The following is a 24,509-nucleotide window of genomic DNA, read 5'->3' as shown; positions in this document are numbered from 1 at the left end:
AAAGTATCCATTTTTAGGAATTTACCTTTTTGGTTTTGAAACGCTTTTATTATAATTGACGTTAGTTTAACCCAATATCCATCAGCATTTACTTACTTTTGCCATATGGCAGGTATTTATATTCACATTCCTTTTTGCAAACAGGCTTGCCATTATTGCGACTTTCATTTTAGTACATCTGCTAAGTATAAAGATGAAATGCTACATGCAATTCATAAAGAAATAAAGCTTCAAAAAACTTACTTAGAAAATCAAAAGGTAGAAACCATTTATTTTGGCGGTGGTACGCCTTCTTTGCTAAGTGCTGATGAGATTTCTAAATTAATTCAAACTATTCAAGAAAATTTTGAGGTTATAAATGATCCGGAAATTACTTTGGAGGCAAACCCAGACGATTTAGGAATAGAAAAACTTAAAGATGTAAGAAATACTGCTGTAAATAGGTTAAGCATTGGTGTACAATCTTTTTATGATGAAGATTTAAAATGGATGAACCGAGCCCACCGAGCTTACGAAGCTGAAAGTGCTATAAAAAGAGCTCAAGATTTTGGTTTAGAAAATATTACCATTGATTTAATTTACGGTTATCCCCTACTCAGTGATTTAAAATGGCAAACCAATATTCAAAAAGCTGTAGATTTTGATATTGTACATTTATCTTCTTACGGGATGACGGTTGAGCCCAAAACCGCTTTGGCTAGTTTTATAAATAATGGAAAACAAAAACCTATGGATGAGGTACAAAGTGCTGCTCAGTTTCAGTATTTAATTGAAAAACTAACAGAAGAAGGTTTTGAACATTACGAGATTTCTAATTTTGCTAAGCCTAATAAATATTCTAAACACAATACCAACTATTGGCGTGGCGTAAATTATTTGGGTGTTGGTCCATCGGCACATTCTTTTAACGGTGAAACTAGGCAGTGGAATATTACCAATAACGCTAAATACAATGCCCAATTAGAATTAGGTAAAATACCTTTTGATTTAGAGGTTTTGACCTTAGAAAACAAGTTTAACGAATATATAATGACCAGCCTTAGAACACAATGGGGTATTGATTTGATTAAAGTAAATACCGATTTCGGGTGCGAAATAAACACAAAATTATTGACCTTTGCCGATGAATATTTAGCAAAAAATTGGTTGCAGTTAAATAATGAAAAGTTAGTTTTAACCAAAGAAGGAAAATTGTATGCAGATTTAATTGCATCAGAACTATTTTTAACAGAAAATGAATTTCAAAAATAAAATTGTTTGGATTACTGGTGCTTCATCTGGCATTGGCGAAGCTTTAGTTTATCAATTAAATGAACAAGGTGCAAAGCTAATTGTATCATCAAGAAGAGCTGATGCACTTTACAAAGTAAAACAAAAATGTAGGAAAAACCCTTTGGATGTGCATGTTTTACCTTTAGATTTAGAACAAACAGATTTGCTTTTTGCCAAAGCTGCTGCCGCTTGGAAAATTTACGGAACTATTGATATATTAATTAATGCTGGTGGAATTAGTCAAAGAGGAAGTGTTTTAGAAACTGAACCTGAAGTTGAACAAAAAATAATGAACATTAATTTTTGGGGGACTGTAAATTTAAGCAAAGCTTTACTTCCAAAAATGATAGCTCAAGGAAAAGGAAACTTAGTAGTAATAAGTTCTGTTGTTGGTAAATTTGGCACCCAATTCCGCAGTACTTATTCTGCATCTAAACATGCTTTACAAGGTTATTTTGATAGTTTACGTTGCGAAGTTTATGATAAAGGCATTTCTATAAATATTATTTGCCCTGGTTTTATTAAAACAAATGTTACCCTAAATTCTGTTACCGCTAATGGCGAGAAATACAATGTTATGGATGACAATCAAGAAAACGGAATGAGTTCCTATGATTGTGCCTTACAGATTTTAAAAGCTATTGAAAAAGATAAAGAAGAGGTTTTAATTGGTAGTAAAGAAACTTATGGGGTTTACCTTAAAAGATTTTTTCCGAAATATTTTTCTAAAATGATTAGGAAAAGGAAGGTTGTTTAGACTTTTAGTTCATTAGTATTGTTGAATTTATTAGTTAGTTCATTAGCCTTTGTTTTTTTAAATGTTAGAGTTAGTTTAATGTTGATGATATTTTAAGACTTTTATCATACAGCTTTCTAAGATTCAACAAAAAATCTTCTTATTTTCTCAATCATCTTTTTGGCTAAAAACCCAAATTTTTTGCCTTTTAAAAGATTGAAAAAACTATATTATTTGCCAATTCAACCAAGAACTCTTGGTTCAAATCTCATGACATATAAGATTTATTATCCTCATTTCATCTTATTGTTACATTTTAATTAACATTATAAAATTCTATTTTTCAAATACTTAACATTAAAGCATATTACCATACAAATATATTTCAATTTTTAAAAAACCGTTTTATTGTTTCATGCGTTAATCAGAACAAACAAAAGAAAAACTAAAAATGAAAAAATTATTTGTAACCGCATTTGCCTTATTAGCTATGGCTTGTGCTTCTGAAACTTACGCACAAAAAAACCCAATGGTGGGTGGTGCAGCAATGTATAACACAAAAGATATTGTAGATAATGCAGTAAATTCAAAAGATCATACAACCTTAGTAGCCGCCGTTAAAGCTGCTGGTTTAGTAGAAACTTTAAAAAGTGCTGGTCCTTTTACTGTATTTGCACCTACAAATGCCGCATTTGATAAATTACCAGAAGGTACTGTTGCAACTTTAGTAAAACCAGAAAACAAAGCTACGCTTACTAAAATTTTAACTTACCATGTTTTAGCGGGCAGATTTAGTGCTGCAGATGTAATGGCTGCTATTAAAAAAGGCGATGGAAAAGCAACCTTTACTACTGTACAAGGCGGTAAATTGTACGCTTCTGTTGATGATGGAAAAGTAAAACTTTGGGACGAAAACGGTGGAACTGCTTATGTTACCATTGCAGATGTTAACCAAAAAAATGGTGTTATACACGTAATTGATAGTGTGGTTACACCTAAATAGTGAGTTGTTTGATTTAGTGATTGATTTAATAGAAAAAAAGCTGCCTTTGGGCAGCTTTTTTTGTTTACAAACTATTTATGGTTGCAATTGTTTTTTCTGTTTCAGCAATTTGAGACCTTATCTTTAGTTTTTCACCTTCCGTTGCCATATCTAAATAATTTTTTTGACTGTTTATTAAATTAGCCAACATGCTATTTACAAATTCATCTGCACCGTATTTTTTGTATTGCTTGGCTAAATTTGTAAGCTTAGCTAAACCAATTTTCAAATTTTCTGTTTGCTTAACATTCATTAATATACCAACAAAACCAGGCGTTAATTGAAATTTGCTTTGTGCCCCTGCTTGCTCAAAAGCATTTGCAACAAAAGAAAACTCAGCATCAGAACCTGTAACAGTATAAACATTTACAATTGCTGCAACTAATGGTCCCTTACTATCTTTTTCTAAATTTTTAGCAATTTTGGTAGCCTCATCTATATTTAATGCTCCCATCGCATTTAAAGCAGAAGCTTGTACAGCGTAAGATTGACTTTTTATTGCATCCTTAAATAATGGCAAATAGGTACTGTCTTGCAATGTTCCTAATGCATCAATTGCTGCGGCTTTTGTTAGAGTACTAACATCTGTTTTGGCTATGCTTATAATGGTATTTAAAACTTTGGCTTTAACTTCAACTTCGTCTAATTTAAGGTTATCAATGGCTTTTATTCTTAAATCAAAATAAGGATCTTTTAATGCTGCAATCAAAATTTCAATACTTTTTTCCGAATCCAATTTTTTACTTGCTGCATTAACTGCCTCTAACCTATCAACATAAAGAGGTGAATTTTTATACTGAAAAGCATATTCTTCCATTGTTTTATCATCGGTTTTTTGAACTAACAAAATTTTATCAGCATCAACATTTATTAAATCTGGTTTAGCAGCATAATTCACTTTTATTGAATCTGATTTTGAAGTAAACCAGTAGTTTTGTATTATTTTTTTCCCTCCAACATAAGTATCAATCTTCATTGGTAATATAAACGCATCCTCATTTTGAGTTTGGTTTAAATAAATAGTTTGAGTTTTTGTAGCATCATTCCACTGATAAGTTATTTTTAACTCTGGATGCCCCGCTCTGTAAAACCATTGATTAAAAAACCAATTTAAATCTTGCCCAGTTACTTGCTCAAATGCCAAACGTAATTGATGTGCCTCGCCATTACGGTAAGCATTATTTTTTAGGTATAAATTTAAACTTTTATAAAAAGCATCTTCGCCTAAATAATTTCTCAACATGTTTAAAATACGACCACCTTTTTGATAGGTAACCACATCAAACATATCTTCTTTATCCTCGTAATTAAACCTTATTAACTTTTTTTCATTCGCGTTTGGAGTACTTAAATAAGCCTGCATAGATTCATAATTATGCGCATCACCAGCATCTTTCCCTCCGCTATACTCTGCCCAAAGGGTTTCGCTTAAATCTGCAAAAGACTCATTAACAGATAAATTACTCCAACTTTCTGCAGTAACATAGTTTCCAAACCATTGGTGAAAAATCTCGTGAGCGATAGTTTCTTCGCCTGCACTGCCATCTAAAAGTTCTCTTTTGGTTTGCTGCACATAATCGCCATGTACTGTTGCAGTGGTGTTTTCCATTGCACCACTTACAAAATCTCTAACTACAATTTGTGCATATTTATTCCAAGGATACTCGATACCTAATTTTTTAGAAAAGAAAGCCATCATTTCTGGAGTTTTACCAAAAATATCTTTTGCATGAGGAGCGTAAGCGGGTTCTAAGTAATAATCAACGGGAATATCTTTATACTTGTCTCTATAAATTTTAAAGTCGCCAACAGCCATCATAAATAAATAAGGCGAATGTGGTTTATCCATTTTCCAAGTATCGGTACGAGTACCATTCGGATTCGCTTTTTGAGAAATTAAAGCTCCATTAGAAAGTGTAACATATTTAGACGGAACAGTTATGCTAATTTCTTGCGTAGTTTTTTGGTTGGGGCTATCAATTGTTGGAAACCAAACTGATGAACCTTCGGTTTCTCCTTGTGTCCAAATTTGTACTGGCTTTCCTTTTGTTGTACTATCCGGATTAATAAAATATAATCCTTTGGCATCAGTAATTGCAGCACTTCCATTAACTTTAAACTCATTTGGCTTTGCCGTATAAGCAATATAAACTGTATAATTTTCTGATGCTTTATAAGTTTTACCTAATTTTATTTTAAGCTGTAAACTATCGTAACTAAATTTTAATGGACTTAAGATATTACCATTTACAATAGATACATTTTTTATATCCATCCCTTTGGCATCTAATGTTAAAGAATCTGTATTGTAGAAATATGGTTTTATGGTAAGCCAAGCTTTCCCGTATAAATAAGCTTTAGCATAATCAAACCTTACATCAAGTTTGGTATTTACTAATTCATTAATTTTAGTTATTGATGCCCTGTAAAGCATGCTGTTTTTAGAGTTCTGATTTTCTTGTGCATAAACAGAAAAACTTAAAATAAAAAGAATTGAACTTATTATAAATTTTGAATTGTACATATTTACAGTTTAACGTGATTAATTATAAGCTATTTAGCAAATATAATAAGTTAAAGAAATGTTAATAAAAAACAAGTAATTAAATTAAAATTCTTTACTAATAAAAATTTAGTGCTTTTTTCATGTTTTTTTATCGATATTAATGTTTTTGCATATTTTTAACAATCCCAATAGATCGAAAAACAGATGTTGAATTTATTATTCCATTACCTAAAATATTTAAGCTGCTCATTTTTGTTGTTTAGCGCAATCACAACTTATGCAGCTAATCCAGATTCTGTAAAAATTGAAAACTACTTAAGCAAATTAGATAAAATTGACGCAAAAAACGTTGATAGTTTGGTGCAAATGGCTAATCAATTTTCTGCTGAATTTTTAGCAGAAAACAACCAATATGGTTTATATAAAATAAAAGCTGATGTTGGCTTTTTATTGAGCAAATATGGTTTCTATCAACTAAGTATTAAATATTATTTAGAAGCATTACAACACGCAGAAAGTGTAAGTAATAAAACATATACAGTAAAGGTTTTAAATGCAGTTGGCGCATATTATGGCCGTAAAGGAGATGCTGAAAAATCAGAAACCTATTTATTAAAGGCAGCATTATTAGCAGATAAAATAGGATATTTTGAAGGGTTAATTTCTTCTTATTTTAAATTAGGCAGTTTGCGTATTAGTCAAAATAAACCTAAGGAATCTTTAGTTTTTTATGATAAGATAGATTCTTTAAACAAAGACTTAAAAACCAAGTATTTGGTGCCCGATGCTTTGGCAAACAAAGGTATTATTTTTGCCATGTCAGGAAATTTAGATACTGCACTTCATATTTTCAATGAAAGCTATCAATACAGTATTAAAACTAAAAATGTAATTGATCAGATTTTGGCACTTCAAAATACTGGGTTGGTTTATAAAGAAAAAGGTGATTATAAAACTGCTTTATCTAATTTTAATAAAGGTGTTATTTTAGCTGAGAAACATGGGTTAATAGAAAATAAAATTAAAATAGCCATTAACATACCCCTCCTATTTTTTATTCAAAACAATGCTGATGATGCTTATAAATTTGCTAAACAATTATTAAAAGATGCAGAAAAAATTGAATTAGAAAGTGCCCAAATTGAAATACAAAACATGATGATTGAAATTGCCAAATCACAAGGCAATTATAAATTAGCTACACAACATTTAGAAGCACTAAGTAGTTTAAAATCTAAACTAAATAAACAAGATAAAAATAAGGCGCTTGCAGAAGCTGCTATTGAATTAGATCTTTATAAAACTCAAAGAGAAATGAAATCAACAATTGATTTACTTTTTGAAACAAAAAAACAAAGAAATATTATTCTTGCTGGTTTATTACTTTTAGTAACACTTTTAATAATATCTGGTTTCTTATTGCTAAGAATTAAAAAATTAAACGAAAAACTAAATAAAAATAAAACTAAACTAATAAACAGCAACAACAACAAAAACAAATTATTTTCAATAATAGGACATGATTTAAGGAGTGCTTATAGCAGTACTTTAGGTGTATTAGGTTTATTAAAATCTGGAGATTTAACTAAGGAAGAAGAGGGAGAATATTTGGATAAGGTAATAAACCAATCTAACGCAGCACTTATTACATTAGATGATTTATTGATGTGGGGACATGCACAAATAAAAGGTACTCATTTAGAAAAAAAGCAGATTAACCCATTAAATAATTTTGAGAAAACCATATCATTTTACCACGAACAACTTAAGACGAAAAACATTGAACTTTTAAACAAAGTAGAGCCTCAGATTCATGTTTACATGGATGAAAATCATTTTTTGTTTATCATAAGAAATTTGATTGCTAATGCTATAAAATATACTCCAAATAATGGGATAATTGAAATTACAGCTTCTTTACATCAAAAAGATTATATCAAATTTTGTGTAAAAGATAGCGGTATTGGGATTGATGAAGATAAATTAGAAACTATTTTCTTGCCAGAAAGTACCAGTAAAAAAGGCACTAATAACGAGCAAGGAACAGGCTTAGGTTTAACACTTTGCAAAGAATTTGTAGAAACTAATGGTGGCGAAATTTGGGCAGAAAACATTATTTCTGGTGGATGCAAAATTTGCTTTACCAGCAAAAAAGGATAAATAATTGCTTAATACAAATTTTATTCTTCAATTATCTCTTGTACACGCCCAACTTGGCCATCATCAAGCATTACTTTAATTCCTCTATGGTGTTTTGGTGCACTAGTTAATAACCGTTTTACAATACCTTCGGTTAATTCTCCAGTTCGTTGATCTTTCTTTAACACAATGTAAACCAGCATTCCCGGTTTTATATTTGCTCTTATAGTTCCATCCATTTATCAAATAATTAATCTTACACCACCTAACTCTTCAATTCTATAAGGAAATCTATCCCCTGGAGAACCTACAAACATAAAATTGGCTGGTATATCCCATTTTTCTGAAAGCTCTCTTATTAATTCGGGTCCAAATTTAGCAATCATCTGTATAAACTCAATATCAATTTCAGGGTACATTCTGTCCAATACATTAATATCTGATTCTAGATTTTCTACCACTTCTTCCCCTTCTCTTAACACAGTTACAATTTTAATACGCTTAGTATGTTCATTGTTTCTTATGTAAGTCATTACATGGTTAAGGTTGGCAACGTTATCTCCTTTGGTAAAAAACACAAATTCTTGGTCGCGAATTCTATGAATATTATTATTTAAAGACTTGCTAATTACCAGAACAGCTTTCCTTAAAGGAATTTCTAAATCGCTATTTTCTGACCATCTTCTAATAGGTGCAAAAAAGTATTGAATTAAATTAATTAAGAATTTTAGCAAAGCGGTTCTGTTAAGCATTACCACTAAAAACAAAGTTGTAGGTATAAAATATTCTAAAAATACCACAATATTTCTTGGCTGCGTTGGGTCTTCCGGAACTATTAATATATTACCAATAATTGCACAAATTACTGCCGAAAGCGCAAATATTAAAGCTGTCCACTTTGCTTTTTCAGGCCTTGGCAATCTTTTCCTCTTCATTTTTAATAGCATATTCCCAATTACAAATAACGCCATAACTGATAAAAATGATAAAGTATAAACACCCGCTAGTAGAGTAACCTCTCCTTTGGTGATGAGTAGAACAGAAACACTTAACAAAAAGAATAAAATAATGATACGGTAAGAGCTTCCTTTTTTGTTTTTCTTCAAAAAGAAGTTAGGCATAATTCTATCTAAAGTAATACGCTCTAACAAACCAGAAACACCAACAAAGGAGGTTAAAACTGCTCCACACAACACTAGAACAGCATCAACTGAAATAATAATAGCCAACCAATCTCCAGAACTTATTGCGCCAATATGAGATAAAAGTGCGTTACTGTGTAATTTAATTTCTGGAATTGGTAAAACGCAAATGGCCAAAAAAGCGATTAACGGATTTAAAACGCTCACCACAATCCACATATTTTTTAAAGTCTTTGGGAAAACACCTTTTTTTTGCTCTTCAACAAAATTGGCAGAACTTTCAAAACCAGAAATACCCAACATTGAGGCTGCAAAACCGAAAAATATGGCCATGCCAATACTTCCGAAAGTTAAGGGTCTGTTCCAATTATCAATTAAATTAGCTGTTCCGTTTTGAAAAAGAAAAATAATTATAGAACCAACCAAAACAACCATGGTTGTTAAATGAAAGATGAAAATCCCTATAGCAACCTTTGCAGATTCTGTTATCCCGGAAACGGTAAGAAATGCAAAAATAGCTAGTATGCCAATGGTTGCAATAATTATTGGCAGGTTTGGAATTAAATGATGCAAGTAATGCATAGCCTCGTTTGCAGATATTACCGCAGTTGCCATATAAGAAAGCAATGTTAAACACGCCGCCATAGATGCCATTGACTTACTTGTTGTATTTAATAATGCATTATAAGCTCCTCCGTTTAAAGGTAAAGCACCTACCACTTCGCCGTAAATTTTGCGGAAAGTAAATAACACTAAAGCCACTATTAAAAGTGTAATCCAAGCATACTGGCCTGCAAAGCTTATTGCTAAAGCAGATACATAAAGTACCGAAGAACTGATATCATTCCCGCAAATAGAGGTTGACGCCAATTCTCCAAGTTTTTTTTCTTCTCTCATAAACTGATATGACTGCTTATTTCTTATAATTATTTGTCTGAATGTCTAATTACTACAGGAATTTCTTGTTGACTACCGTAAAGCTTAAGCTCATGAACATCAGATGGTAGGCTAAATCCTTTTTTAATTAACTCTACTTTAACCTTGTTAATTAGCTCTCCCCTTGTAACCAGCGCCGATCTTCTAAAATCTTTTGTATCGACCCAAAATAACACTTTTAAATTTACTGTACTTGTTGCAAGTTCATTTTCTACCACAAAATTTTCATGTTCTTCATCTGTAATTAAATCAGGATGATGGTTTAAAATTTGTATAATTTCTTTTTTTGCTTGGTCAATATCGTCTTCATACGCTATACCAACAATAAATTCTAATCTAAAAAAACCATCTTCTGTATAATTTGTAACGGGTTTAGTTAAAACGTCGGCGTTAGGTATATAAACATCTTTACCATCAAACGTTTTAATTTTTGTATATCGAAGTTCTAAAGCTTTAACCTTGCCAAAAACATCGTTAATCATAATGGTGTCATTAACATTAAATGGGCGACTAAAAGCTAATATAAACCCAGCTATAAAGTTTTCGCCAATATCTTTAAATGCGAAACCTAAAACTACTGCCGATGCACCAGCGGCAGCTAATATTCCACCAGCAATATCACCTAATCCTCCAGCATATAAAGCAATCATAATAATAAAAACTATGAAAATCATTTTGATTGCTTTAGTTAAAAATCTTGCTGTAAGTGGGTCTTTAGCATTTTTAACTAATTTTGTTCTAATTATACCTGCAATTAAATTGCTAATTAAAATCCCTAAAACAATAATTACAATTGCAGTAATTAGCTTAGGTAAAGAGAGAATAAAAGAAGTCCAATAATGATTAATTGCCCCAGAAAATTCATTCACAAAATTGTTCATCTTAAAAATTTATGTATGGATTGAACTTAAAAAAAGCGCTAGAAGCTTATCCCTTTCAAATATTGGGCTAAAAAAGAGATAATCCTAATTTTGCTTGTGTTTTTCATTGAACGGAGCTATACTATTATTAAAAAACTTTATAATATCAATAAATTCCATGCATTCTTTTAACTTTGTGCAATTTAACAAATCAGTTCTTTTATTTTAAAAGAACATCAAAGTTTAATCATCATAAAATAAAACACATGTCAAACTCATCAAAAATTATTTATACAAAAACAGACGAGGCTCCATTGTTGGCTACTTATTCATTTTTACCTATTGTACAAGCCTTTACAGCATCAGCAGGTATTGATGTAGAAACAAGAGATATCTCTTTAGCAGGAAGAATTTTAGCAAACTTCCCTGAGTTTTTGAAAGATGATCAAAAAATTGGAGATGCATTGACGGAGTTAGGAACTTTGGCAACAACACCAGAGGCTAATATTATTAAATTACCTAACGTTTCTGCTTCTATTCCGCAGTTAAAAGAAGTTATTGCAGAGTTACAATCTCAAGGTTTTGCATTGCCAAACTACCCAGAAGACGCAAAAACAGATGAAGAAAAAACCATTAAATTAAAATATTCAAAAGTATTAGGTTCTGCTGTAAACCCTGTTTTACGTGAAGGAAACTCAGACCGTAGAGCACCAAAAGCAGTTAAGAATTATGTAAAAGCCAATCCACATTCAATGGGTGCGTGGTCTGCAAATTCTAAAACAAAAGTAGCCAGCATGAGCGAAGGTGATTTTTATGGTTCAGAAAAATCTGTAACTGTAGAAAGCGATGCTCAATTTAAAATTGATTTTGTAGATGCCAACGGAGCAATCACATCTTTAAAAGGCTTAGCTAATTTAAAGGCTGGAGAAATTATTGATAGTTCTGTTTTAAGTATTTCTAAACTAAAAGTTTTTGTTGCTGAAGCAATAGAAGAAGCTAAAGCGGCTGGCGTATTATTATCTGCACACTTAAAAGCTACCATGATGAAGGTTTCTGACCCTATCATTTTTGGAGCAATTGTAGAAGTTTACTTTGCAGATGTTTTTGCAAAATACGCGGAACTTTTTAAAACTCTAGGCGTTGATACCAGTAACGGTTTAGGTGATGTTTATGCGAAAATTACTGGTAATGCCCAAGAAGCAGAAGTTAAAGCAGCATTAGATGCAGCAATTGCAAACGGGCCTGCTATTGCAATGGTTAACTCTGATAAAGGAATTACCAATCTACATGTTCCATCTGATGTTATTGTTGATGCTTCAATGCCTGCAATGATTCGTACATCTGGTCAAATGTGGAATAAAGATGGCAAGCCACAAGATACTTTAGCAATTATTCCTGATAGATGTTATGCTGGTATTTATACAGCTACTATTGAAGATTGTAAAAAACATGGAGCTTACAATCCAACAACTATGGGTTCTGTGCCTAACGTTGGTTTAATGGCTCAAAAAGCAGAAGAATATGGTTCTCACGATAAAACTTTCCAAACATCTGCTGCTGGAACAATCCGCGTAAGCGATGCTGCTGGAAATGTATTTTTTGAGCAGACTGTAGAAAAAGGAGATATTTTCCGTATGTGCCAAGTTAAAGACGCTCCTATTCAGGATTGGGTTAAATTAGCTGTAAATAGAGCTCGTTTATCAAATACTCCAGCGGTTTTTTGGTTAGATGAAAATAGAGCGCATGATAGAGAAATCATCAATAAAGTAAATAAATATTTGCCAAACTTTGACACCAAAGGGTTAGATATCCGTATACTTTCTCCAATTGAAGCTACTAAATTTACTTTAGAGCGTATCCGTAAAGGTGAAGACACCATCTCTGTAACTGGCAACGTATTACGTGATTATTTAACAGATTTATTCCCAATTTTAGAATTAGGAACATCTGCAAAAATGTTATCTATTGTTCCTTTAATGAATGGAGGTGGTTTATTTGAAACTGGTGCTGGTGGTTCAGCCCCTAAACATGTTGAGCAGTTTGTTAAAGAAGGTTATTTACGTTGGGATTCTTTAGGCGAATTTTTAGCACTACAGGCTTCTTTAGAGCATTTATCACAAACTCAAAACAACAGTAAAGCACAAGTATTGGCTGATGCTTTAGATGAAGCCAATGCGAAATTCTTAGCAGAAGATAAATCGCCAGGTAGGAAATTAGGAACAATTGACAACCGTGGTTCTCACTTTTACTTAGCTTTATACTGGGCAGAAGCTTTAGCAGCACAAACTAAAGACGCTGACTTGAGAGCTAGATTTGAGCCTTTGGCAAAAGCATTGGCTGAAAACGAAACAACAATCACTGGTGAGTTAATTGAATCGCAAGGTAAAGCTCAAGAAATTGGCGGTTACTATCATCCAAATGATGATTTAGCTTCAAAAGCGATGCGCCCAAGCGCTACTTTTAATAATGCTTTAGCTGCGTTGTAGTTTTATAAAGCTAATTGAATAATATTTTAAGCAGTTTAAACAATGGTTTAAGCTGCTTTTTTGTTTCTCGTTTTTCAGTTTTATTTAGCAAATAAATAATGGTTTAATAAATTATTGGCATGTTTCTAGCTTCTTAATAATTAATAAAACTAAATTATTATGGAAAATTCAAGCAATAATAGCAACGAAAGTTTTAAAAGAAACGGAGAATCTAATTTAGCCGACAATGAAGCTCGTAATTTAAAATATAACGAGGATGAAAACAGCTATGAATTAGATGTTGAGTCTGATGACCCAGATTACCAACATGCCGACCCTTACGACACAGCTGCTGATAATGGAGAGGACATGAATTCGGATTATGACGAAGCAAATCCTTATGTTGGTGATGAATATGATAAAAATCACTCTTTAAAAGATGATATCAATAAATTAGGTATGCATGCTACTGATGCTGATCATTTAAAAATGAGTAAAAGAGATGAAAAGTTAAGTCATACACCAGAAGATGACAGAGATGATTTAGACGCAGAAGGTTATCCTAAGAAAAAATAGTTTAAGGCTTCTCTTTTATTAGGCCTGTAAAATGATAATTCCGGTAGTGAAATGCTACCGGATATTATAGATGCCATTAATAATTTAAAAGTTCGTCGATTTTTTCTTTCAAATAACTTTTGGCCAAAAACTGTACTTCTAGTCTCTTATTCATAGGTATGGTGGTATCTAAACTACCACATCTTAAAACAGGCGAATCTAAAAATTGGAAACAATTTTCGGTGATACTTGCAGCTAATTCTGCTCCAATACCATAACTGATTGTATCTTCATGAAGAACCAAAACTCTACCAGTTTTTTTAGCTGACGTAAAAACAGCTTCTTTATCCCAAGGTAGTAAAGAACGTAAATCTAAAATATCAAAGCTTATATCTGGGTTTTCTTCGGCAAAATCTAATGCCCAATGCACTCCTAAGCCATAAGTAATCAAACTAAATTGAGTGCCTTCTTTTCTTAATTTAGCTTTACCTATAGGTACAAAATATACTCCCACAGGAATTTGCCCATTGTTTTTACGGTACAAATATTTATGTTCGAAATATAAAACTGGATTGCCATCTTCAATTGCAGCGTTCAACAAACCGTAAGCATCATCAGCGAAAGCAGGATAAACCACCTTTAAGCCCGGTGTTTTTGTAAACCAAGCCTCGTTACTTTGCGAATGAAAAGGCCCTGCTCCCGTTCCGGCACCTGTTGGCATTCTTATCACTACATCAACTTTTTGACCCCAACGGTAATGTGTTTTAGCTAAATTATTTACTATTTGGTTAAAACCGCAAGTTGCAAAATCTGCAAATTGCATTTCCATTACCGCCTTATATCCATTAATGGCCAAACCCAAACTGGCACCAACAATTGCCGATTCGCAAATAGGTGTATTCCTTACTCGCTCTTTTCCAAATTTCTCTATAAAACCTTGCGTAATTTTAAAAGCACCACCATACTCTGCAATATCTTGTCCCATTAAAACTAGGTTTTGGTGTTTCTGCATCATTAAATCTAAAGACCAAGAAATGGCATCAATATATCTTCCTTCTTTAGTTTCTGTAATCTCAAATTCTCCTTTTTCAAGGGATGGAAAATACATGTCATTTAATTCTGTCTCCATATTCGCAACAGGCTCTGGTTGTAAGAATGCCTTCTCTACTTCTTGGTTAATGTGCAGCTTGTATTTTTGATGGTAGCTATCAATATCTTCTGGTGTGAGTATTTGCTGCTCTAATAAAAAGTCTTCGTAATTTTTAAGAGGATCTTTTACCATCCATTCTTCAAATAAATTTTGAGGAACATATTTTACACCTGATGCTTCTTCATGTCCCCGCATTCTGAAAGTTACGCACTCTACCAAAACCGGACGAGGATTTACACGTAAATCCTTGGCTAAAGAATTTATGGTATGGTAAACTTCTAATATATTATTACCATCAATTTTAACGCCTTCTATACCATAGCCTTTAGCTTTATCCACTAAATTCTCGCAACGGTACTGTTCTTTTGTTGGTGTTGAAAGCGCATAACCATTGTTTTCTATCACAAAAATAACGGGTAAATCCCAAACGGCAGCTACATTTAGAGCTTCATGAAAATCACCTTCGCTGGTAGCACCTTCACCCGTAAATGCTAAAGTTACTTTTTGTTTGTTTGCTAATTTATCTGCCAGTGCTATCCCATTTGCAACTGCCAATTGTGGCCCTAAGTGAGATATCATCCCTATGATGTGATGTTCTTGCGTACCAAAGTGAAAAGATCGATCTCTGCCTTTGGTAAATCCTGTTGCTTTCCCCTGCCACTGAGCCATCAATTTCCATAAAGGAATATTTCGGCTAGTAAAAACTCCCAAATTACGATGCATCGGCAATATATATTCATCGCTTTTTAGAGCTAAAGTGCAACCAATAGCAATGGCTTCTTGCCCAATGCCCGAAAACCATTTACCTATTTTTTCTTGCCTCAATAAAATCAACATTTTTTCTTCTACTAACCTTGGAAATAGCAGGTGTTGATAGATATTAATGAGATGTTGGTGGTTTAGGTGGCGAGGGTTGAAATCCATAATCCTAAACTAATCATTTTAATAATTAAAGGAAAATGTTTTAACCACAAAGCGCACAGAGGTTTGCACAAAGGCAGCAAAGATTTTGTATGATGAGAAATTTAGAGTTTTAAGAGAATAAAAATCTGCGTTAATTAGCGAAATCTGTGGGAAACATTTTTTTTACCACAAAGCGCACAAAGGTTTGCGCTGAGATCACAAAATTTGGGCTGTGAATAAATTTCGAGGTTTAAGAGAATAAAAATCTGCGGGAAACATCTTGACCACTATTTTCACCACAGAGGTTACTAGAGCAATATATTTGATTAAGTGATAATGAAAGCTGCGAGAAATAAATTCTTGAATATTCTAAAAATCATATTTAACATTTACCATTTTCTCAGATAAATCCCAAAGTTTTTTAGCGTCTGCTAATTTTTTTGAAGCTGCATTAGAATCTACAATTTTCGGTTTGCCTCTCCATTCGTTAAATCCATCAGGACCAATATATTCTCCTCCTTTTAAATCATTAGAAAGTGCTGCAAAAATGATTGGCAAAGCACCATCCTCTGCTTTTTGCCCAATAAACGGACTTAACCATTTTAAAAAAGTAGGCATAAACTGAAACAAACCTGTATTTGAAATACCGGGATGAGCTACAACAGATATTGTATTAGAATCAGATGCTTTTAATCTTCTATCCAACTCATAACCAAACATTAAACAGGCAAATTTACTTTGTCCATAAGCTGCTTTTTTATCATAACCAGTCTCAAAATTCACATCATCAAACTTAATCCCTGTCCACCTATGGGCTAAACTGCTTAAATTAATAACACGAGCGTTTGTAGCGGCATTTAATAAAGGCAGCAATAATCCTGTTAAAGCAAAATGACCTAAATAATTTGTAGCCATTTGATTTTCAAAACCGTCTGCTGTTTTTTTGTACGGAGTCATCATTATGCCTGCATTGTTAATCAGTAAATCTAAATGCTTAAAATCAAATTTAACCAAATCAGCAAATTTAGAAACCGAATTTTGACTACTTAAATCAAGTTGCAAAACATCAATTAACCCATTTGGAAATTCTTTTAAAATGAGCTCTTTAGCTTTTAGTCCTTTTGAAACATCTCTACAGGCCATAATTATCCTGTAATTTACACTCACTAAAACTTTAGAAGTTTCAAAACCTAATCCGGCATTGGCACCGGTAACTATGGCTAACTTTTGCGTCATTTTAAAAGGGATTTGCCAAGGATTCAACCTCGGGATAATAAAAATTAATTAAAATCTTTATTCAATAATCGCTCCAAATCAGTAAAACTGATATTCATTTTTACTCTTCCTTGCTGTGCGTAAGAAATTTCTCCGGTTTCTTCAGATACAATTAATGCAGTAGCGTCACTAGATTCTGTAACACCAATTCCGGCTCTGTGGCGTAAGCCAAATTGAGGTGGTAATTTATCGTTTTCTGTTAGCGGCAAAATACAACTGGCAGATTTTATTAAGTTTTCTGAAATAATTACTGCGCCATCATGCAGCGGACTGTGCTTTTGAAAAATACTTTCTAACAAGCGTTTAGAAATTTTAGCATCAACAACCTCACCACTGTTCACAAAAGCATCTTGATCAAAATATTTTGCAAATACAATAAGCGCACCTGTACGGGTTTTCTTCATGGTTTTGCAGGCATCAATAATTGGTTTTATTTTGGCCATGTTGTTTTTCTCCAACTCTTCTTTTTTGAAAAGAAACTTTAGCCAAGTACGGTTTCTTAAAGAGATATTTTTACCAATTGTTAATAAAAAACGCCTAATTTCCTGCTGAAAAACTACAATTAAAGCTATAAAACCAACACTCACAAAACTGCCTAAAATGCTTGATAAAAGGCGCATTTTTAGAGCTTCTGTTACGTAGTAAAGTACATAAATAAGTATAAAACCAATAAATATATTTACAGCAATGGTGCCTCTAATTAAGTTGTAGATGTAATAAATAATAATAGCCACCAATAACATGTCTATTATATCTAAAACTGTTAATTTAAGAAAACTAAAATCGAGAAAATCCATTTTTGATAGCTAAATTAGTTGATATTATTTATTTAAAAGTTGAAAAAGTTGAATACATTCTTTCGCTTCTTTAACGTCATGCACTCGCAAAATACTTGCGCCTGCTTGTAACGCAAATGTGTTTAAAACTGATGTCCCGTTTAAAGCTTCATTTGCTGATGTATTTAGAGATTTCCATATCATAGATTTACGAGATAAACCTGCTAAAATTGGATACGCTAATAAACTAAAATAGTCTAATTTTTTTAATAACTGATAATTTTGAGCAATATCTTTTGCAAAGCCAAAACCAGGATCTAAAATAACATCTTTTACCCCAAACGCCTTCAATTGCGCAATACGTTCAGATAAATGATATAAGATTTCTTGCATCATGTTTTCATAATTATTTTGATGAACCATATTTTGAGGATTACCTTTTATATGCATTAAAATATACGGCACATTTAGTTTCCCCATGGTTTCAAACATTTTGTCATCCAATGTACCGCCAGAAATATCATTGATAATATGCGCTCCATTTTCTACCGCTTTTTTAGCAATATTAGCTCTAAAAGTATCAACAGAAATGATAGCTGCCGGAAATTCTTTAGCTATACATTTAATAGCAGGTATTAGGCGTAGGCTTTCTTCTTCAGCGGTAATATCGGTTGCGCCAGGGCGGGTAGAATATGCTCCTAAATCCAAAAAATCTGCTCCTTCGGAAAGCATTTTTTCGGCATTTCTCAATAGTTCATTTTCCGATTGTTGCCTGCTTCCACTGTAAAAAGAATCGGGAGTGATGTTTAAAATCCCCATTACTTTTGGTTCGCTTAAATCAACAATTTGCCCAGCAACGTTAAGTGTGCGCTTTACCCGAAAAAATGTATCTTTATCCGTCATTATTGAAACAAATAAAGGCATAATTTCATCATTAAAACAAACATTTAACAAGTTTTGGCAAATAACACATCCTCAGAATACGATTTGGTCATAAAAATTTGTAGAGATCTTTTCATTAAAAAAACCAGAGATTATGGCACTGCATGGCGCATTTTAAGACCATCCTCTATTACTGATCAAATTTTTATTAAAGCACAAAGAATTAGAACTTTAGAAGATAAAAAAGTAAGTAAAGTTGGCGATGATATTATTGGCGAATATATTGGTATTATAAATTATTGTGCAATTGCAATGATGCAGTTGGAGCTTAATGCAGACGCTCCGCAAGAATTAAACCCAGATGATGTGGCTGTAAATTTTGATGCAAAAATTAACGAAACTAAAGAATTGATGTTTGCTAAAAACCACGATTACGGTGAAGTATGGCGAGATATGCGTGTAAGTTCTTTAACAGATTTAATTTTGATGAAGATTTTACGTGTTAAACAGATTGAAGATAATGATGGCAAAACTTTAGCCTCTGAAGGTGTTAAAGCTAATTATCAAGACATGATTAATTATGCCATTTTTGCTTTAATAAAACTTGGAGTTTCCTAATTTAATATGACTGAAAAAAGAAAAAACATAAGCTTAACTTTAATAAAGTTATTTGTAGCGCTACTGTTTATATTTAGTGGGTTAATAAAACTTAACGATCCGTTAGGCTTTTCTTATAAACTGCAAGAGTATTTTGAGGTTTTTCATGTTACCTTCTTAAACCCCTTAGCTGTATTTATATCCATCACTATTTGTGCTTTAGAAGTAGTTTTAGGTTTGTTTTTAATAACAGGTTATTACGCAAAGAAAGTAGTTTGGGGCTTACTCCTACTCATTGTTTTTTTTACTTTTTTAACATTTTACTCGGCATTTTTTGATGTAGTTAAAAGTTGTGGCTGCTTTGGCGATGCAATTCCGCTAACACCTTGGCAATCTTTTAGTAAAGACCTTGTTTTATTAATATTGATAGTGCTATTATTTATTAATGTAAACAAATTTAGTAACCCATCAAAAAGTAAGAACGCTCGTACAATTTGGAGTTCAGTAATTGTTATCATCCCATTATTATTTGGTTTATACACCTATGCATTTTTACCAATAATTGATTTTTTACCTTATAAAATTGGCGCAAACATTCCAGAAAGTATGAAAATACCAGAAGGTGCACCTCAAAATGAGTATAAAATTGTTTATACCCTCAAAAATAAAAAAACTGGCGAGCGTAAAGACATGACTGATAAGGAATATCTTGCTACCAAAATTTACGAAAACGCAGATTGGGAATTAATCTCATCATCAGATCCTATTTTAGTTAAAGAAGGTTACCAACCAAAAATTAGTGATTTAAATGTGTACGATGCTCAAGGAGTAAGTTATACCAAAGAAATTTTTGAAAACCCTTACTATAACTTGGTTGCTGTAGCTTGGAATTTAGATAAAACACATAAAAAAGCTTTAGGAGACATTAACGCCATTGCTATTAATGCTGTAGAAAATTTTAATGTAAGGGCAGTTTTGTTAACGTCTAATTCGGCACAAGATGCCACAAAAATCAATAAAGAATTAAACCTTTTAACGGAGATTTTTTATGCAGATGCTGTGCCTTTAAAAAGTATGGTAAGGGCTAACCCAGGTTTAATTTTACTAAAAGATGGGGTTGTAATTAACAAATGGCCTGCAAGTGCTTTACCAAGTTATAACTATTTAGCAGATAATTATTTCTCAAAAATTAATGATTAAATTCATCATCCAAAAACTGGCTTATGGCTTTGCAGTGCTGCTTGGTGTGGTGGTGGTGGTATTTTTTTTATTCAATATTTTGCCTGCCGACCCAGCAAGGATGACTCAAGGACAACGGTCAGACGTTCAATCTTTAGAAGCTGTGCGTAAAGAGTTTGGCTTAGATAAACCTATCCCTGTTCAGTTTTTGTATTATATTAATGATTTATCTCTTTTGGCTATACATCCATCAGATTTAGCGAGTAAAAAAAAATACAATTATATCACGCTTTTTAAAGTTGGCAATAATAACGCATTGGTTGCTAAACTTCCATATTTACGCCGTTCTTACCAAACCAAAAGAGATGTTACCAATATTTTAGCAGAAACAGTTCCAAATACTTTAATATTAGCATTAAGTGCCATGTTTTTTGCTACTGTTATTGGTATTGCTTTAGGCGTATTGGCGGCTGTTTATAAAGATACTTGGATAGACCAAACCGCTATTGCAGGCTCAATTTTAGGGATTTCGGCACCATCTTTTTTTGCAGGGATTATTATCGCTTGGTTTTTTGGTTTTGTTTTAGGTGATTATACCGGGCTAAACATGTCCGGCAGTTTATACGATTATGATCCTTTTAAAGGCGAAGTTCTAGTTTGGAAAAATCTACTTTTACCTATGTTAACTTTAGGTTTACGTCCGCTCGCTATTATTATGCAATTAACGCGTAGCGCTATGTTAGATGTGCTAAAACAAGATTACATTCGTACAGCAAAAGCAAAAGGTTTAGACTCACAAACTATTATTATTAAACATGCTTTACGCAACGCTTTAAACCCAGTGGTTACCGCTGTATCTGGCTGGTTTGCTTCTTTATTGGCAGGTTCTTTTTTTGTGGAGTATATTTTTGGCTTTAACGGTTTAGGAAAAGCCACTGTTGATGCTTTAGAATTAGCAGATTTACCCGTAATTATGGGTGCAATTTTATTTATCGCTTTCATATTCATCATCATTAATATTTTGGCAGATTTACTTTATGCCGCATTAGACCCAAGGGTTAAAATTTAGATTATCATTAAACATGTCAACAGCTTTAGAAAACAATACCATCTTATCAAAAAAAATATTCTTGATTGGCTTTATGGGCTGCGGTAAAAGCAAATTAGGTAAAAGCATTGCATCAAAATTAGATTTACCTTTTTTAGATTTAGATGATTTAGTAGAAGCTAAAAACCAAATGAGCATTCCCGAACTTTTTGCCGCTTTTGGCGAAAATGGTTTTAGAGAAAGAGAAAAACAAACTTTACAAGAGGCAGCCATTGCCAATGATGCTATAATTGCCACTGGTGGTGGTGCACCCTGCTTTTTTGATAATATGGAATGGATGAATAATAACGGGATTACTGTTTTTATTGATACCCCTATAAAAGTTTTAGCGGATAGGTTAATTAATGCAAGAGTTGAACGCCCACTAATTAAAGGAAAATCTTTTGATGAATTATTAACCTTTATTGAAGCTAAATTAACAGAAAGAAGACCGTTTTATAACCAAGCTAAAATTATGTTAAGAGGTGTCGATTTAAGTGCTGATGATTTGATTGAAGCATTGAGTAAAGTTGAAGGTTAAATGATAATTTTGACTAGCCATGGATAATAAAAAACTGATCACCATCATAAAAATAATAGCAATCCCTACTGCTTATGCTTTAGTATTGAGGACTTTTTTTGATGTAGAAACATGGGAAAGTCTTTTTAAAGTAATGTCTATTTCTTTCTTGTTATGCCTGCCAACAATTATTGGTGCGCTTACCATTTACTTTTCAAGTTTAGAAAATGCTAAAAGCCTACCCTACAAAATTTTTATGCCATGGGTACCAGTGATTTTATTTCTACTGATAACTTTATTTTTTAAAATTGAAGGTTGGGCTTGTTGGCTAATGGTTTTACCACTGTTTTTTGTATTTGCATCTATCGGTGGGTTAATTGGCGGCTATTTTAAACTCAAAAAAGCGGACAACAAACTTTATTTACCTATTTTAACCTTAATCCCGTTATTTATTTCTCCATTAGAATCTCTGGTTAATACCATTCCTGGAGAATATAAAGCCTATACTTATATAGATATTAATGCGCCAGCAAATAAAATTTGGAGCAACGTAACGCGAGTAAAAAATATCAACCAATCGCAAGATAAAGGCTATTTAACAAATTTTTTAGGTTTTCCTCGTCCGTTAAAGGCCGAATTAAATTATGAAGGAATTGGCGCATACAGAGCGGCAGTTTTTACAAACGGATTGGTTTTTCATGAAACAGTTTCTGAATATATTGACCAAAAGAAAATGGTTTTTTCCATAAAAGCTAATCCACACGAAATTCCATCAACAACTTTAGATGAGCATGTGGTTATTGGCGGCGATTTTTTTGATGTTTTAAATGGTACTTACGAACTTGAAAAACTTACAGAAAATACCTACCGGTTACATTTATATAGTTATTTCAAACTATCTACCACTTTTAACTTTTATGCCAGTTGGTGGGCAAAGTGGATAATGAAGGATATACAAAACAATATTTTACAAATAAATAAAAGCAGATCAGAGGCAGAATAGCCTAAAATTAAAAACAGATTAAAGCTCAATTAAGATAAAATAAATGAAAAAAATATTAGTTACAGGAAGCAATGGTTTACTAGGCCAAAAATTAACAGAAAGAATTTTAGCGAAAAATGATTTTGAATTAATTGCTACTGGAAAAGGCATCAATAGATTTCCAATAAAAGAAGGGTATGTTTATGCAGAAATGGACATTTTAAATGCTGAAAGCATTGAAAGCGTAATTGCTAATTTTTTACCAGATGTAGTAATAAATACCGCTGCAATGACTAATGTTGATACCTGTGAAACAGAAAAAGAAGAATGTTGGGCTTTAAATGTTACGGCAGTTGAAAACCTTATCAATTCTTGTGAAAAGCATAATGCACAATTAATCCATTTATCAACCGATTTTATTTTTGACGGTTTAGCTGGCCCATATAAAGAAGATGCACAACCTTGTCCGGTTTCATTTTACGGAGAGTCTAAACTAGCTGCCGAATTGCTTTTGCAACAATCCAACATCAAATGGACGGTATTGCGCACCATCATCGTTTATGGAATTGTGAGCGACATGAGCCGTAGTAATATTGTATTATGGGCAAAAGGGGCTTTAGAAAAAGGCAACCCAATTAATATTGTAAACGACCAGTGGCGTATGCCAACACTGGCAGAAGATTTAGCCGAAATATGTTTATTGGCCGCAGAAAAAGAAGCGCAAGGAGTTTTTAACGCATCGGGCAAAGATATGATGAGTATTATAGAATTGGTTGAACAAGTTGCGGACTATTATGGTTTAGATAAAAGTTTAATTAATCCAATTAGTTCGGCATCTTTAAACCAAGCTGCAAAGCGCCCGGTAAAAACAGGTTTTAATTTAGATAAGTCCATTAAAGAGTTAGGCTATAATCCACATTCTTTTACAGAAGGAATAGCCATAATGGAAAAACAGTTAAATTTATTAAAAACAAATGATTAATAACACTGGTTTAACAAACAATCATTATATTGAAACAATTTAAAAATTAAAAATTATGTCATTAAAAATTGGAGATCAAGCACCAAATTTCACCTTATTTAGTTCAGATTTAAAAGAAGTTAATTTAAAAGATTTTGCAGGTAAAAAAGTAGTTATTCATTTTTTTCCGATGGCTTTTACGGGCGTTTGTACTACCCAACTTTGCACCATGCGAGATAACTTTGGTTTTTACGAAGGTTTAGGAGCGCAAGTTTTAGGCATTTCTGTTGATTCGCCTTTTACATTAGCTAAGTTTAAAGAAGATAATAATTATCAGTTCCCACTATTATCTGACTTTAATAAAGAGGCTTCAAACGCTTACGGAGCAATTTATGAAGAGTTTGTTTTCAATTTAAAAGGTGTTTCTAAAAGAGCTGCTTTTGTAATTGATGAAAATCAAAAAGTTATTTATGCAGAAGTGTTAGAATCTGCCGGAGATTTGCCTAACTTCAAAGCAATTGACGATATTGTAAAATAAACCTAA

21 protein-coding genes are annotated in these 24,509 nt (G+C 32.6%); 13 read left to right on the top strand and 8 right to left on the bottom strand.

The annotated features are described in order from the left end of the window. Positions 1 to 105 precede the first annotated feature (105 nt). The 3 genes from hemW (at position 106) to ACFSSE_RS02730 (ending at position 3,011) form a co-directional block, all read left to right on the top strand. Entirely contained in the window at positions 106 to 1,251 is a 1,146-nt protein-coding gene (gene hemW, locus ACFSSE_RS02740; RefSeq protein WP_379040606.1) for a radical SAM family heme chaperone HemW, read from the top strand. After that, complete coding sequence (locus tag ACFSSE_RS02735; protein ID WP_379040607.1) at positions 1,235 to 2,029, top strand: SDR family oxidoreductase; 795 nt, start codon at positions 1,235 to 1,237, stop codon at positions 2,027 to 2,029. The genes hemW and ACFSSE_RS02735 overlap by 17 nt, the downstream gene beginning before the upstream one ends. A 430-nt stretch (positions 2,030 to 2,459) precedes the next feature. After that, a complete protein-coding gene (locus tag ACFSSE_RS02730; RefSeq protein ID WP_379040609.1) occupies positions 2,460 to 3,011 on the top strand; it encodes a fasciclin domain-containing protein in 552 nt (183 codons plus the stop codon). 64 nt (positions 3,012 to 3,075) lie between these two features. Here ACFSSE_RS02730 and ACFSSE_RS02725 read toward each other — a convergent pair whose 3' ends face one another. Then, a complete protein-coding gene (locus ACFSSE_RS02725) occupies positions 3,076 to 5,574 on the bottom strand; it encodes a M1 family aminopeptidase (protein WP_379040610.1) in 2,499 nt (832 codons plus the stop codon). 186 nt (positions 5,575 to 5,760) lie between these two features. Between ACFSSE_RS02725 and ACFSSE_RS02720 the strand changes: the two genes are divergently transcribed. Then, the gene (locus tag ACFSSE_RS02720; RefSeq protein WP_379040611.1) at positions 5,761 to 7,716 is read left to right on the top strand and encodes a tetratricopeptide repeat-containing sensor histidine kinase; all 1,956 of its coding nucleotides are present in this window, start codon (positions 5,761 to 5,763) and stop codon (positions 7,714 to 7,716) included. A 20-nt stretch (positions 7,717 to 7,736) separates the two neighbouring features. On the opposite strand, the gene ACFSSE_RS02715 is transcribed toward ACFSSE_RS02720, so the two are convergent. Genes ACFSSE_RS02715 through ACFSSE_RS02705 form a run of 3 tightly spaced genes read right to left on the bottom strand, consistent with a single transcriptional unit; the run spans position 7,737 to position 10,654 of the window. Next, positions 7,737 to 7,934 (bottom strand): YwbE family protein, encoded by a 198-nt coding sequence (locus ACFSSE_RS02715; protein ID WP_379040613.1) that lies wholly within the window; start codon positions 7,932 to 7,934, stop codon positions 7,737 to 7,739. Positions 7,935 to 7,937: 3 nt separating this feature from the next. Beyond that, a complete protein-coding gene (locus ACFSSE_RS02710; protein WP_379040614.1) occupies positions 7,938 to 9,734 on the bottom strand; it encodes an APC family permease in 1,797 nt (598 codons plus the stop codon). A gap of 29 nt (positions 9,735 to 9,763) precedes the next feature. Then, a complete protein-coding gene (locus ACFSSE_RS02705) occupies positions 9,764 to 10,654 on the bottom strand; it encodes a mechanosensitive ion channel family protein (RefSeq protein WP_379040615.1) in 891 nt (296 codons plus the stop codon). Between the two features lie 245 nt (positions 10,655 to 10,899). On the opposite strand from ACFSSE_RS02705, the gene ACFSSE_RS02700 reads away from it, so the two are divergent. Together ACFSSE_RS02700 and ACFSSE_RS02695 are read left to right on the top strand one after the other, a co-directional pair. Then, on the top strand, positions 10,900 to 13,119 hold the full coding sequence (locus ACFSSE_RS02700) for an NADP-dependent isocitrate dehydrogenase (protein ID WP_379040616.1): 2,220 nt from the start codon (positions 10,900 to 10,902) through the stop codon (positions 13,117 to 13,119). Between the two features lie 159 nt (positions 13,120 to 13,278). Then, the gene (locus ACFSSE_RS02695; RefSeq protein WP_379040618.1) at positions 13,279 to 13,674 is read left to right on the top strand and encodes a hypothetical protein; all 396 of its coding nucleotides are present in this window, start codon (positions 13,279 to 13,281) and stop codon (positions 13,672 to 13,674) included. A 76-nt stretch (positions 13,675 to 13,750) separates the two neighbouring features. Here ACFSSE_RS02695 and ACFSSE_RS02690 read toward each other — a convergent pair whose 3' ends face one another. The 4 genes from ACFSSE_RS02690 to folP form a co-directional block, all read right to left on the bottom strand. Next, on the bottom strand, positions 13,751 to 15,727 hold the full coding sequence (locus ACFSSE_RS02690; RefSeq protein WP_379040620.1) for an alpha-ketoacid dehydrogenase subunit alpha/beta: 1,977 nt from the start codon (positions 15,725 to 15,727) through the stop codon (positions 13,751 to 13,753). 348 nt (positions 15,728 to 16,075) lie between these two features. Next, positions 16,076 to 16,942, bottom strand: a complete 867-nt coding sequence (locus ACFSSE_RS02685) for an oxidoreductase (protein ID WP_379040622.1) — start codon at positions 16,940 to 16,942, stop codon at positions 16,076 to 16,078. A gap of 44 nt (positions 16,943 to 16,986) precedes the next feature. Further along, complete coding sequence (cdaA, locus tag ACFSSE_RS02680; protein WP_379040623.1) at positions 16,987 to 17,778, bottom strand: diadenylate cyclase CdaA; 792 nt, start codon at positions 17,776 to 17,778, stop codon at positions 16,987 to 16,989. A 24-nt stretch (positions 17,779 to 17,802) separates the two neighbouring features. Beyond that, the gene (folP, locus tag ACFSSE_RS02675) at positions 17,803 to 18,681 is read right to left on the bottom strand and encodes a dihydropteroate synthase (protein ID WP_379100696.1); all 879 of its coding nucleotides are present in this window, start codon (positions 18,679 to 18,681) and stop codon (positions 17,803 to 17,805) included. A 33-nt stretch (positions 18,682 to 18,714) separates the two neighbouring features. Here folP and ACFSSE_RS02670 point away from each other — a divergent pair, with 33 nt between their 5' ends. Genes ACFSSE_RS02670 through ACFSSE_RS02640 form a run of 7 tightly spaced genes read left to right on the top strand, consistent with a single transcriptional unit; the run spans position 18,715 to position 24,503 of the window. Then, positions 18,715 to 19,257, top strand: a complete 543-nt coding sequence (locus ACFSSE_RS02670) for a DUF1599 domain-containing protein (RefSeq protein ID WP_379040625.1) — start codon at positions 18,715 to 18,717, stop codon at positions 19,255 to 19,257. A 6-nt stretch (positions 19,258 to 19,263) separates the two neighbouring features. Next, complete coding sequence (locus ACFSSE_RS02665; RefSeq protein ID WP_379040626.1) at positions 19,264 to 20,436, top strand: BT_3928 family protein; 1,173 nt, start codon at positions 19,264 to 19,266, stop codon at positions 20,434 to 20,436. Next, positions 20,429 to 21,484 (top strand): ABC transporter permease, encoded by a 1,056-nt coding sequence (locus tag ACFSSE_RS02660; protein WP_379040627.1) that lies wholly within the window; start codon positions 20,429 to 20,431, stop codon positions 21,482 to 21,484. Before ACFSSE_RS02665 ends, ACFSSE_RS02660 begins: the two co-directional genes overlap by 8 nt. 13 nt (positions 21,485 to 21,497) lie before the next feature. After that, positions 21,498 to 22,043, top strand: a complete 546-nt coding sequence (locus ACFSSE_RS02655; RefSeq protein WP_379040628.1) for a shikimate kinase — start codon at positions 21,498 to 21,500, stop codon at positions 22,041 to 22,043. A gap of 19 nt (positions 22,044 to 22,062) precedes the next feature. Further along, the gene (locus ACFSSE_RS02650) at positions 22,063 to 23,025 is read left to right on the top strand and encodes a hypothetical protein (protein WP_379040630.1); all 963 of its coding nucleotides are present in this window, start codon (positions 22,063 to 22,065) and stop codon (positions 23,023 to 23,025) included. Between the two features lie 43 nt (positions 23,026 to 23,068). Further along, complete coding sequence (locus ACFSSE_RS02645; protein ID WP_379040631.1) at positions 23,069 to 23,986, top strand: SDR family oxidoreductase; 918 nt, start codon at positions 23,069 to 23,071, stop codon at positions 23,984 to 23,986. Between the two features lie 55 nt (positions 23,987 to 24,041). After that, the gene (locus ACFSSE_RS02640) at positions 24,042 to 24,503 is read left to right on the top strand and encodes a redoxin domain-containing protein (RefSeq protein ID WP_379040632.1); all 462 of its coding nucleotides are present in this window, start codon (positions 24,042 to 24,044) and stop codon (positions 24,501 to 24,503) included. The last annotated feature ends 6 nt before the right edge of the window (positions 24,504 to 24,509 follow it).

This window comes from Pedobacter alpinus (assembly GCF_042684645.1).
Lineage (GTDB): Bacteria > Bacteroidota > Bacteroidia > Sphingobacteriales > Sphingobacteriaceae > Pseudopedobacter > Pseudopedobacter alpinus.
The sequence above is the reverse complement of the archived record's forward strand: the minus strand, read 5'-3'. Positions and strand labels throughout refer to the sequence as shown.